Annotated in this window: 11 protein-coding genes; 6 read left to right on the top strand and 5 right to left on the bottom strand. The window is 48.3% G+C overall.

Annotated elements, in window-relative coordinates; translation table 11 throughout:
- Positions 1–83 precede the first annotated feature (83 nt).
- From BLS44_RS06675 to BLS44_RS06665, 3 genes are read left to right on the top strand one after another with little or no spacing between them, the layout of a single operon-like run.
- A complete protein-coding gene (locus tag BLS44_RS06675; protein WP_245729123.1) occupies positions 84–1,787 on the top strand; it encodes a DUF4836 family protein in 1,704 nt (567 codons plus the stop codon).
- Between the two features lie 12 nt (positions 1,788–1,799).
- Positions 1,800–2,441 carry an ATP-binding cassette domain-containing protein gene (locus BLS44_RS06670; RefSeq protein ID WP_090389288.1) on the top strand — a complete coding sequence of 214 codons (642 nt, stop codon included), beginning with the start codon at positions 1,800–1,802 and terminating at the stop codon, positions 2,439–2,441.
- Positions 2,442–2,450: 9 nt separating this feature from the next.
- Positions 2,451–3,644: a hypothetical protein gene (locus BLS44_RS06665; protein ID WP_090389287.1), complete on the top strand. Its 1,194-nt coding sequence runs from the start codon at positions 2,451–2,453 to the stop codon at positions 3,642–3,644.
- 357 nt (positions 3,645–4,001) lie between these two features.
- Here BLS44_RS06665 and BLS44_RS06660 read toward each other — a convergent pair whose 3' ends face one another.
- Genes BLS44_RS06660 through BLS44_RS06645 form a run of 4 tightly spaced genes read right to left on the bottom strand, consistent with a single transcriptional unit; the run spans position 4,002 to position 7,706 of the window.
- A complete protein-coding gene (locus BLS44_RS06660) occupies positions 4,002–5,432 on the bottom strand; it encodes a S41 family peptidase (protein WP_176954337.1) in 1,431 nt (476 codons plus the stop codon).
- Between the two features lie 10 nt (positions 5,433–5,442).
- Positions 5,443–6,516, bottom strand: coding sequence for an AI-2E family transporter (locus tag BLS44_RS06655; protein ID WP_090389285.1), 1,074 nt, complete (start codon positions 6,514–6,516; stop codon positions 5,443–5,445).
- A gap of 37 nt (positions 6,517–6,553) precedes the next feature.
- Complete coding sequence (locus tag BLS44_RS06650) at positions 6,554–7,387, bottom strand: carboxypeptidase-like regulatory domain-containing protein (protein ID WP_090389284.1); 834 nt, start codon at positions 7,385–7,387, stop codon at positions 6,554–6,556.
- Between the two features lie 49 nt (positions 7,388–7,436).
- Entirely contained in the window at positions 7,437–7,706 is a 270-nt protein-coding gene (locus BLS44_RS06645; RefSeq protein ID WP_143019683.1) for a hypothetical protein, read from the bottom strand.
- 435 nt (positions 7,707–8,141) lie between these two features.
- Between BLS44_RS06645 and BLS44_RS06640 the strand changes: the two genes are divergently transcribed.
- From BLS44_RS06640 to BLS44_RS06630, 3 genes are all read left to right on the top strand, one after another.
- Positions 8,142–10,325, top strand: coding sequence for a helix-turn-helix domain-containing protein (locus tag BLS44_RS06640; RefSeq protein ID WP_218127705.1), 2,184 nt, complete (start codon positions 8,142–8,144; stop codon positions 10,323–10,325).
- Positions 10,326–10,423: 98 nt separating this feature from the next.
- Positions 10,424–10,963: a hypothetical protein gene (locus tag BLS44_RS06635; protein WP_090389282.1), complete on the top strand. Its 540-nt coding sequence runs from the start codon at positions 10,424–10,426 to the stop codon at positions 10,961–10,963.
- Between the two features lie 8 nt (positions 10,964–10,971).
- On the top strand, positions 10,972–12,015 hold the full coding sequence (locus tag BLS44_RS06630; RefSeq protein WP_090389281.1) for a patatin-like phospholipase family protein: 1,044 nt from the start codon (positions 10,972–10,974) through the stop codon (positions 12,013–12,015).
- A 116-nt stretch (positions 12,016–12,131) separates the two neighbouring features.
- Here BLS44_RS06630 and BLS44_RS06625 read toward each other — a convergent pair whose 3' ends face one another.
- Positions 12,132–12,548, bottom strand: coding sequence for an OsmC family protein (locus BLS44_RS06625; protein WP_090389280.1), 417 nt, complete (start codon positions 12,546–12,548; stop codon positions 12,132–12,134).
- Positions 12,549–12,565 lie beyond the last annotated feature (17 nt).

The raw sequence follows: 12,565 nt of genomic DNA, 5'->3' as shown, positions 1-12,565 counted from the left end.
CTGGGATGTTAAGAGCGGAAAGTAAATAAGACGCCGGCCGTTGCTGCCGGGCTTACAAAATGCAAACAAAAAACCAATATAACATGACAAACGTGAAAAACAAAGGCCTGCTGATTTTAAGCATCGGCCTTGCATTTTTGATCACTGCCTGTAACAAAGGAGGCAAAACAGGGCTGCTTGTGCCAGACGATGCGGCAATGGTGCTTCATGTGGACCTGGCGTCCCTCTCCTCCAAACTGACCTGGGCAGAGATCAAACAAACCACCTGGTTTACCGAGGCCCTCAATCAAACAACGGATTCCCTGGGGAAACAGCTGCTCAACGATCCGGAAACCTCCGGTCTTGATCCCAAAGGCAACCTGGTGATGTTTCTAAAACGTACCGGCAGCAACGGATACCTGGCATTTGAAGGAAGTTTGAAAGACGCTGCCAAATTTTCGAAAGTAATCGAAGACGGGGGCAAAGGGAAGATAAAGATCGAAAAAGACGGGGAATACAGCTTTGTAAGATCGCCGGATAATGACAACGCCGTTGTTTACTTTAATGATAAATTGTTCGTGGCCATCATTGACGCCTCCGGTATGAGCAAAGGGTTCCCCGGCAACCGCAGCAGTTTTGGCGGAAGCGCTGAAAAATACCCACTGGACAGTCTGAAGCTTCTTGCCAAAAACACGTTCCAGTTAAAAGGCAGCAAGCTGCTGGATAGTGACAAGCGCTTTGCAGACCTGATCAGCGATAAAGCCGATATGCACGCATGGGTAAACAGCGGAAACCTTTACAGCGGTTTAGCCGGCGGCATTATGGCGATGATGAAGTTCAATGCGTTGCTGGATGGCGCCATTACGGCCGGTAAGGCCAATTTTGACAACGGCAAAATCACTGCCGATTTTAAAAGCTACTACGGTAAGGAAATGACCGACCTGCTAAAGAAAAACAGCGGCAGCAGCATTACAGATGAAACCATCAGTCATCTCCCTGAGCAGGATGTACTGGCAGCATTCAGTATGAGTTATGCCCCGTCCTATATAAAAGACCTGATCAAACTTTTAGGGTTCGACGGTATTGCCAACGCCGGGCTGGCACAACTGGGCATTACTATTGACGATTTTACCAAAGCCAACGGGGGTACGCAGTCATTTGCACTGACAGATGTTACGATAACCGGGAAACCGACCTCCATTACATTAGATAACGGGGAAACCATTCCCTACGAAAAGGATGATACCCGCTTTGATTTTGTGTTCGGATCTTCCGTAGGTGATAAATCCAGCTTTCAGAAACTGATCGACGCCTTCAAAAAAACGATCGACAAAGAAATGCCGGTAAAGGACAGTGCCCTGGAGCGTATCAAAAGCAAGCTTACGGATAAATGGTTTGCCATCGGGGGCTCCGATGCAGAAGTGGATGCCTTTCTGGCCGGTGGTAAAAAACCAGCTTATGCCCGGTCATTTGCCGGCCATAGCATGGGAGGGTTCGTGAACTTACAGAAAATCTTCACCACCACAATGGCCAACAGCAAAAAGGATACGGCCTATAAAAAGAACCTGGAAGTTTCTGCCAATTTCTGGAGAACGATCACCATGCATTCCGATATCAAAGGAGGCGAAGCCATCAGTAAAGTAGAGATCAACCTGGCAGACACCCAAACCAATGCCCTGAAGCAGCTGAACCAGTATATCGATAAAATGTACCAGGCCATCCCGAAAAAAGAAGTAATCGATGTAGGAGAGACAGCACCGATTGTAGATACAGCAGTATTGGCAGCGCCGCCGGCATCTGTAAATTAATCAACGGCATCCATGAAGCTTGAGATCAAGAATTTATTACCGACATATTTTGAAGAGGAGCGCAAATCCACCTCAGAGATCTGGGGAAAGGAGCGCTCCTTTTCCAATGGAGACCTTGTCAATATTGTGGCTCCGTCCGGCACCGGAAAGACATCCCTGGTTCATTTTCTTTACAAAATGAGGGAGAGCTATACAGGCAGTATCTCATACGATGGCAAACCACTGAAACAGTTCAGCAGGGAAGCAATCGCCGCCCTCCGGAAGGACCAGGTAAGTATTATCCTGCAGGATATGCGGCTCTTTGAAGCGCAAACCATCCTGGAAAACCTCGAGATCAAGCGGCAGCTCAGTCCTTATCATCCGCAGGAACGGATCATCGAAATGGCCCGGCAGCTGGGTGTTGACCACCGGCTGAATGCACTGGCCCAAAACTGCTCCTACGGCGAACAGCAACGGGCCGTCATCATCCGGGCGTTGTTACAACCCTTTGACGTTTTACTGATGGACGAGCCTTTCAGTCACCTGGACAATGCCAATGCAAAAAAGGCTACGGCCCTGATCCTTGAGGAAGCTGCCCGCAGGAAGGCCCTGGTCATTTTTGCCGAGCTTGAAAAAGCGGACCATTTTCCTGCAACCCATTTATATCATCTGTAAATCTTTATTGTGGCATTATCCTTTAAGCCCATAAAACCTTTATTGCACACCGGCACCAATGCTTCATCACGCTGGTTCTCTTATATTGGCCTGGGTATCGGCGTACTGTTACTGCTCTGCTCGGTACAGATGTTCATCAACATTCAGCAACTGCTGAAAGAAGGCAGCATCCGCAAAGACGGCTTTGATTTTGTGTCCATCACCAAAAACATCACCAATGAAACCATGGGTCAGCCGGAGAAGAACCTGTTTCATGCCGACGAGATCGACGCGGTGAAAAAACAGCCCTTCATCGCCGGGGTATCGCCGTTGCTGGCCAATGATTTCAGAGTACAATTGAGTGCGGGGAACGTACTGCCCTTTAGTACCGATATGTTCCTGGAGGCGCTGGACAACGATTTCATTGATACCCTGCCACCCAATTTTACCTGGAAAGAGGGCGATCAGCACATTCCCATTATCTTATCCTCCGATTTTTTCGAGATCTACAACATCTTCGCACCCGGCCAGGGCCTGCCACAGCTGTCTAAAGAAACAGCCATGGGCATCCCCGTACAGATCTCCTGTTACGGCAGCAACAATACCGTCACATTTTCCGGGAGAATCGTTGCCTTCAGCGATCGTGTGAACTCGGTGCTGGTCCCTAAAAATTTCCTGCAATGGGCCAACAAAGCCTTCGGTAATAAAGAACGACAGGATGCCAGCAGGCTATTTCTCAAATTAAAGGACGTTAACGATCCGCAGCTGGTCCGTTACCTCGATGCCCAGCACTATGTCATTAACCGCGATAAGACCCTGCTGGGGCGCAATAAGATCGTACTACAGGGCATTTTTAGCGGGCTGGGTATTTTTGGATTGCTGGTTGTGATCCTGGCATTGATGCTGTTTTCCTTTTACCTGCAACTGGTTATTGCCCGCAGCCGGCAGAACCTGGAACTGTTGCTGACCCTGGGTTATTCGCCGCAATGGCTGGGTAAAAATGTATCCAAACAGTTTGTTCCCGTGTATATTTTTATCGTACTGGCCGCTTTACTCTGTACACAGATCATGCAGTGGGCCTTTCATCATTTTGTAATGTTTGACCGGCCGGAACTGTCTTCCCTGGTAAACTGGATGGTTGTACTGCTGGCTGCTGCCTTGGTGTTAATGGCTGTCGTTACCAATGCACGGCTGGTTAAAAAATTATTGCATGGGTTAGGATAGTTTTTGTTCCAGGTTTGAGGTTCAATGTTTAACGTTTGATCCGTATTTTACTTCTCACAGATCACTCTTTTGTTTGAGGTTTAACATTAGAGCCCTGCCCTGTGCGTGTTTGGTGTTCTCCCGAATCCCGAACATTCGCATGCGCGTCAGGTTGATTTTAGGCATTTAGTGGTCAAAGGCAAAAGCTGCAGCGCAGCGTTGCGCTTATTAGCAACGAACATAAGATGGAATGGAGGTGCAGCGCACCGGTAACATAAGCTTTCCCAATATATCCCCGCCGCGTTGCGGCCAAGAGCAGGCTCCTGTTACAATGATTTGCGGCGCGCCGCACCTAACTGTTGAATCCTCATTTTCAAATTACTTCCCACCACGCTTATCTGCTTCAATCAGCTTCAACGCCCGTTCCATTTCCAGGTCGCGGTTGCCCAGATAATCGTCCATCGTGTAGCTGATCTTTATATCGGGCTGTACGCCATGGCCGGTTTCTGCAGAGGGATAGGTAGCATTAAAAGGCACCAGCCCAAAAGCATAGGAAATGTCTGTATGCTTCATCCTGTTATTATACATAATACCGGCAGTAATGGTATTTCTGCCGCCGCCCGTCTCTTCCCCGATAAGTACAGCCCGCTTATCAATGGCCAATGCATAAGCCATAATAGCAGCGGCAGAGAATGTGCCGCCATTTACAAGCACGTAAAGCGGATTCTTATACGCCCCGTTAAACGGGACCAGGTTTCCCCACCCCTGAAGATTATATTCTTTTACATACCGGAGCTGGCTCTTCTTCGCTGTATCGGCCGGGGGTAGCAACACCCCTTTTGTAAGCTCCGCCGGAAATTTTATAGGTTGTATTGGCCGGGTGATCATTCCTCTCAGCATCATTAGCATTAATCCCATTTCTCCGCCGGTGTTGCCTCTCAGATCCAGGATCAGGTGGCGGGCCTGCCCCAACTCTTTAGAGAGTTTTGCAAACGTTTGCCTGTCGGTTGAATCCCATGCCGGTTTAAATGTATTTATCTTGAGATATGCTGTACCGGTATCAATCCTCTTAAAATCAAGAAAAGGCTGTTTGCCCGCAATAGTACGATCCGGAGCCTGGCGTGCCGGGGTCTTCTGCTTACCCTGTATGGTAACACTGTCCGTTGTGCTGCCGCTCCTATACACCATATGAAGTGTTTTGCAAACACGGAAAACATTGGTCCACAGTCCATCCAGGGGTTCATAATTCAGAAAAAAATATTTGAAAGTGGTATTGTATCCGTCTGAAAAAGTATACCGAAGCGCCCGGTCGATGACATCCCCTGATCCGATGCCATTGATAGCGATTATTTCAGCACCTGCAGGGATTCTTTCTCTTTCCGCAAAGTGATCCTTTACAAAAATCCTCCTCCCGATAAATTTCAGCCGCAGCTGGTTAAACGGAGAATCGTAGTCTGCAGTGTATTTACCCTTGTCCGCTTCTGTAATTTTATCCGGATCAAAATAGTTAAGTGCCAGATGCCCGTCGCCGATCCTGCTCAGTAAAGGAAGTAAGCGGTAATGTACCTGCCCGGCGGTTAATGAATCGGTAACACTATTCTGAAGGCTGTCAAAAGCTCGTTTCAACTCCCCGGCTGTGACAAAACGGGTAAGGTTGAGATGGTATTTCTTCAGATCTGCATATAACTGAGCTATATCCTTTTTGACCGCCCCGGGGGCATACTTTTGCTCTACCCTTCCATAAAGATATTGTGCCTCAGCAGGAACGCCGATCAACAGGAAGCCCGCAGCCAGTAATAATAATTTCATACAAGAGCACTCATTTTTTTCTGACCTCATCAGTCGCCCCGGTGTCCGGCACAACAAGATCACTTTTTCTGCCAAACTCAATACGGTATACCTGTATCAGCAATAAAAAATACGACATAAACAGCGGACCAAAGATCAGGCCCATAATGCCAAACAGTTTCAGGCCCAGCAATACACCAAATACCGTGATCAACGGGTGGATATCACCTATTTTTTTCAGGATCGTAAACCTCAGTACATTATCGATACCTCCCACTACAAGAAGGCAATATAAGGTAAGACCAATACCATTACCAACGCTCCCCGTAGCAAATACCACCACACAAATGGGCACCCATACGAGCATCGTGCCTACAGCCGGAACCATGGATGCGGCCCCGGTTATCAACCCCCACATTACAAAATTATCCACGCCAAAGATCCAGTAGCCCAGTATGGCCACAAGCCCCTGGCACAAAGCCAGGATCGGGATCCCCAGCGCATTGGAGCGCACCATCATTTTTGTTTCTTCCCACAGCGTTTGTGTATTATCATCGCTGAACGGGATAAAAAGGCGGATCCGCTTTTCCATGCCCCGGGCGTTCACCTGCATAAAATAGAGGATGAATAATGCTGTAAAAATATTTACAAAAATTTCGGCAACGGAGTTAAGAATGCCCGGAAAATAAGCGGTCACTTTTCCCAATGCACGTAAAAGCGACTCATCAGAAAGATTGATCCGGTTCAATACCGGCTTGCTGGCAATAAATGTTTTTACGGCATTGAATTTCTCAATGATCACCTGCCGGTTTGCCAGGAGGCTACTGATCCGTGGAATCATTACCTCAATGATCAGCCATAAGGGCAAAGCGATAATCACCAGCGTAGTGAACATTAAAAAAAAACTGGCCAGTGATTTTCTCCACTTCTGCTGTTCAGTCAGTCTGAAAAAGGTCTTGCGGAAAAGTATGTAAAGCGTGATCGCCCCCAGGGCGCCCGGGGTAAAATACCGGAGATTAAAAAAGATCATAAAGCCAAGAAGCCCGATCAGCAATATCAGTACGATCTGCCGGAGTATATTGTTATCAATTTTCCTGTAGCTCATTTTATGATTTTATGCCCATAAAAATAGCCTATTTTTATTATTGCTGCACTTCCACATACAAAGTAGGGGTTACCCCCCGGGTAATTTCCCAGGGTCCTAAACCGGCGGTCCGTGTAAACGCTTTTCCACCGGTTCTTGCGCCATATGCATACAGGTGATCTTCACTTGACCGTTGATCATCCGGGATCAGTTCCACACCAATAAAGACGGGCATCGTATAATAGAGGTGTTCCTCTTTAAGCGGAAGCGTGATCCGCCCGGTACTTATAGGAACCCGCCGTATAACTGTTTTATCGATGATCCTGCTTCCGGGAGCTCCGTTATGTACCGCATAAACATTGATCCGGATGGTAAGGGTATCCCGGGCCTTTTTACTTCCATACAGGAAGAAGGTCAGGTTCAACAATTTGCCCGGCCGCTTCAGATTGATGTATTGTGCCATTTCCACATGCCCCCCCTTAACAGTACCATATACAAAAGGGCTGCGGACCGTAACGCCCAGCTTCTTAATTGTTCTTTCAGGCGCATAACTGATCTTGACCTCCGGCAATGTTTTTTGCCGCAGAATAATTTTCAGCGGCATCCTATCCCGCAGCAATGAATCAATAGGCAACAGCTGGTCCTCATAGCCGGCATAGGAAATACAAAGGGTATCCTTAAAACAGGCAGGGTCCAGCACCAGCCGGAAATAACCGTCCTTACCGGAAAGACCATCTGTGTTTTTATTTCTTATGCCTACGTTCACATAAACCAGTTTTTCGCCATATTCTGAAAACACTGTTCCGGATATTGCTCCCTGAACCTGGCGGGCTTGCGCTACTGCCGTTATACAGAAAAACAAAAAGCCTGAGAAAAAAAAATTCCTGATCATTCCCAATGTTTGAAGACGGTTAAAACAACTGGTTTTGCTCCGCAAAACTTCACGTTCCTGCAAAACAATGAAATCTCCATATATGAAAAAATGGTTTAACATTTCCTTTCCTGGATACGCTGCTGCTTATCTCAGCAATCCTGCTGTTTTTGAAGGGCTGCCTGGTACCATCTGCGTTCCCCATATATCCCCGCTCAAAAAACTGGAGGTCGCAAATTGCACCCTCCACCATTTCCTCTTTCTTCTTTATCGGGTATCGGTCCATCTCCGATGGATCATAAAGCAATGTTCCCGGTGCTCCATTTAATCGTATATTCATAGGTTGATGTTTTAACAGGTGCTGGAAAAAGATACGAAATAGTACGTTAACGGGCCTGCAGGGCAGGTTCATTCCCGGTTGGATAAAAAGCAGAACGTCTCACCTGCGGTCTTAGGATATTGATCAACCGTGTGGATGGGGAATACATAGGGCAAACGCATCTAAATTGGGTAAAAAGAGCACACCAGGCGCATTTTCAGGCACTGTAAGTGCCGCGTGTTTATAGCAAGGTATTAAAGAGAAAAGCCGGCTCCTGTAGGAGCCGCGTAAAATTTCGGGCCCAACAAACACGCGGCTCCTACAGGAGCCGGGTTGATAAAACAGCAGATTACTATAAACACGCTGCTCCTCCGGAGCTGAACAATGCTGAAATTAGATGCGTTTGCCCTGGGGAATACACCGGAATAGGTATAGATTAAAAATTAACTGCTATCTTTGCATTACCTATCTGAAAATACCAAAAGCCGCATTGCATTGTCTGAAAAAATATACAATATCATAGAGTTCACCCAGCGGAACGTTTTCCTGACCGGTAAGGCAGGCACCGGAAAAACAACATTCCTGAACGATTTTATCCGCAGAACTATCAAAAACTGCATTGTGGTAGCTCCTACAGGTATTGCAGCCATCAATGCAGGCGGGGTTACCATCCACTCGATGTTTGGGCTTCCGCTTACTTCATTTATGCCCACAACAGATCCTGTAGACCGGAATGAAGCGATCAATATTCCACAACTGCTGCCCCATTTTAAATACCGGAAAGAAAAGCTGGAGTTGTTAAGAGCGCTGGAGATCCTGATCATTGATGAGGTGTCCATGCTCCGGGCAGATGTGCTCGATATGATCGACCTCGCACTTAAAACCGCAAGGCGCTCCGCCCTGGCATTCGGCGGTGTTCAGCTGCTGCTGATCGGCGACCTGTACCAGCTGCCACCGGTGGTAAAGGCAGCATCTGAAAAACTGCTTGCAGCTTTTTATACCGCTCCCTATTTCTTCGAATCAAAAGCGCTGAAAAGCACTCCGTTTGTCACCATAGAACTCACCACCGTTTTCCGGCAAAGCGACCCCGTATTTATTGCATTGCTTAACGCCATCCGTGAGGGTGAAACCAATGGAATCGATTTTCAATTATTGAACACCCGGTACCAGCCCGGCTTTGAGCCCAAAGACCGGTATGTATACCTGGTTTCACATAACTATATGGCAGACGGTATCAATACCCGGCGGCTGGAAGCCTTACCCGGAAAGGGTATTTCCTGTCCCGCCATCATTACCGGCGACTTTAAAGAGCAGCTTTATCCCAATGATCCGAACCTGGTATTAAAACCGGAGGCCCAGGTGATGTTCATCCGTAATGATGCGTCCGAATCCAAAAAGTATTACAACGGACGGCTGGCTAAGGTGCTGCGGGCAGAAGACGACAGGATTATCGTGCTTCCCGAAGGCGCAGAAACAGAGCTGGCAGTGGAGCGCGAGATCTGGGAAAATAAAAAATATTATCTCGACGACAAAAAAGAGATCAAGGAGGACGTCATCGGCAGCTATGAGCAGTACCCCTTCCGGCTGGCCTGGGCCGTTACCATTCATAAAAGCCAGGGGCTCACCTTTGACCGGGTAATCATCGACGCCGGCGCTTCTTTTACTTCCGGGCAGGTATATGTAGCACTAAGCCGGTGCCGGACGCTGGATGGCATCGTTCTGAAATCACCGATCAGGGCCTCCAATATTTTCAGGGATACCCGGATCTCCGATTTTCATGAGGCTACCAATGCCTCTGAAAAAATGGAATTGATCTACGAAACGGAGAAGCATGCTTTTGCCGTTAGCAAACTGCTGCGTACCCTTAGCTGTGCTCCCTTTTTAACCGTTATGGAAAACTGGATACAGGCCGGCAGGGAGAAGGAACCCGGCGATGCCGCAGTATTTGCCGGCCTGTCGGAACAGGTACAGGAAAACAGCCGGAAGCTCGAAGACACTTTTATCAAATTTGAAAGCTTTGTACAACGGAAAATGCGCGATCCGGAGCCCGGCACCTGGGCCCTGATCTCTGAAAAAGGAGCAGGAGCGGTCAACTATTTTTTTGACCAGGTGCAGGAACGGGTTCTTATGCCGGTAAAAGCGCATTATGACAGCGTCCGTAAACAAAAAGGCCTCAAAAGCTATGTCCGAACGGTGGAAGCCTTTATGAACGAGCTGGAGGCTTACCTGCTGGGGCTTGCCAATGCCCGGTTTCTTGATCAACAATTGCTGGCCGGAGAAAAAAACATCGAAGTGCATGTAAAGGAAAAGGACCAGCCCTCGCACCTGGTTACCTATAACCTGCTGGAAGAGGGAAAGACGCCAGATGAAATTGCAGCGGAGCGGAACCTTGCCATCAGCACTATCTATGGGCACTTTGCGCGGGTTGCCCAGGTGGGGATACTGGACATCAGCGCCCTCTTTTCTGAAGAGCAGCTCCAGGTATTTAACAAGGCCTTTGAACCGGGCAAATGGCCCTCCGTTACAGCGGCCAAAAGCGCCCTTCCCGTTTTTGAGTTCCATGAACTGCGGGTATTGATCAATCATTTCACCTATTGGGCTAACAAGGCAAAACAATCTGAAAAAGCGGTTTCCCTATAAAACGGGGCAATCAGCAATAGCAGCGGCTTTAAGCCCCTCCCCCAAATTGGCGGTACCCTTTCGCCCTGCAAATGCGTAACTTTAAGGAAACTTTTCCGATGCCTATAAAGACCAGGGTGCTCGCTCTTGTACTGCTGTTGCTTTCTTCCCCAGCTGAAGCGCAGAAAAAGCAGGTCACCGAGTTCACAAAGGGCGGCATTTTACTACTTAAGCTCAACAATGGGTTCACTACCGGTTTCGGGGCGGAGACTCCGGACCTGTACAGCGGCGGATTGGCTTTAAACCCGCAGGTAACGGTTATTGCAAACCGGTTACGGCTTGGGGTCAATGCTGGTTTTGTATACAACAATAAAAAAACTTCAGGACTGTTGGGTCCTGCAATGGCATTAAAACTGGCAGATTTCCGAACCAGCAAACCAATGGCCCTGGCTTTTGGCAATTTGCAATTACTGGCCGAAGCCAACTGGGGCACACATAAGCAGCAGATGGCCGGTGGCGGCATCGGACTGGAGCTCTTGCAAAAGATCCAGCTGGGCCTCACCGCACAACGGGATTATCACCTGAACCAATGGTGGTTCCAATCCTTTATTGCGTACCAGTTTAATAAAACAAAAAAGATCAAACCGCAGTTTGAATAGAACCAGCCATGAAAAGAGCACTCATAATAAGCGGCGGCGGCTCTAAAGGTGCATTTGCCGTAGGTGTTATAAAAGACCTGGAAACAACCTACCGGCTCAGCTTTGACACCGTTATCGGCACCAGTACCGGAGCCTTGATTGCACCCCTTGCAGCCCTGAAGCGGCTGGACGTGCTGGAAGCACTATATACCAGTGTTACAACCGAAGATCTCCTGGAAGCACAAGACCTGGGTGCCAGCATCTGGAACGGCAACTCCCTCAACACGGCCAATGGCCTTGGTTCCAGGGTACGGCAGATTTACACCGATGACTTTTACAACCAGCTGCTTGCATCCACCGCTAAGGTATACCTTACCACCACCTGCCTGCAAAGCCAGGAATTGGTGGTGTATACTACCGATCCCGCACCGGCCGCCGGAACATATTACCGGGTTGAAAAAATAAAAAGTGCAGAACAGTTCCGCCGGGCAGTCATGGCTTCTGCCAGTCAGCCGGTATTTATGCCTCCCGTGCGGATCAACATCGATCTTCCTGGTGCCATAAACCCGGGGTTTCAGTATGTGGATGGCGGAACCCGCGAATACGTCGGTGTTGGCATTGCACTGGAAGCCGGCGCCCAGGAGCTATTCACCATACTGCTTTCCCCCCGGCAGAATGCACCCGACCCAACAACCTATAAAGGCCTCCTGGCGATCCTGCTGCAAACGGTTTCCGTTTTTATAACCGATGTAGCCGATAATGACCTGTTTGCACCACGGCAGTATATCCATTTTATCAACTATATCAACCAGGTAAAAACCGCTATGAAAGCAGACGGTATCCCTGATGCGGCATTGGAGCGCTATTTCAACAGCACCAATCCGGATTATCAGAACCTGATACACCGGTCCCCGGTAAAGTTACACATCATACAACCGGATACGGCATTGGAGGGCGGGCCCGGGGGACTGGTGTTTAAACCCGATAAAATGCAACAAATGATACAGCTGGGCCAAATAGCCCTTCAAAACTATGTGGCCCATTTAAAGCCCGGGGAAACTGACTGGGCCTGACCACGCACAGAGCCGGAAGTTGCTTATATATGCATCTAAAAAAAAAGTAATCAAACTGACTGAATAATCTGATTACAGCCGGCTTGATTACAAATCTTTCGTAAACAACTACAGCATTAACCGATTAATGCCGCTGTAGAAGTGATCTTGGTATTCAGTAATTTGCTGATAGGACAGTTGGCCTCCGCATCCTTAACGGCCGCATCAAATTTTTCCCGGTCAATACCCGGCACTGCCGCCTGTACATCCAGATGACTTTCTGTTACCGCACCATTTTCAAAGGTAACGGTACATTTTGTGTCAATATTCGTGGCGGTAAAGCCCGCTTCATTCAACACAAAGCTCAGCTTCATGGTAAAGCAGCCGGCATGGGCCGCCGCTACCAGCTCCTCGGGATTGGTGCCGGGGTTGCCCTCTTCAAACCGAGTTTTAAAGGAATAAGCGGTATCTTTTAATACCCCCGACTGTGTGGAGGTTTTACCGGTTCCTTCTTTTCCCGTTCCCTGCCAGTTGGCTGTTGCAAAACGTTTCATGAACTTTTTATTTTATG

The organism is Niabella drilacis, assembly GCF_900101395.1.
Taxonomy (GTDB): domain Bacteria; phylum Bacteroidota; class Bacteroidia; order Chitinophagales; family Chitinophagaceae; genus Niabella; species Niabella drilacis.
Note: the sequence above shows the minus strand (reverse complement) of the source record. Positions and strands in the feature narration are given on the sequence as shown.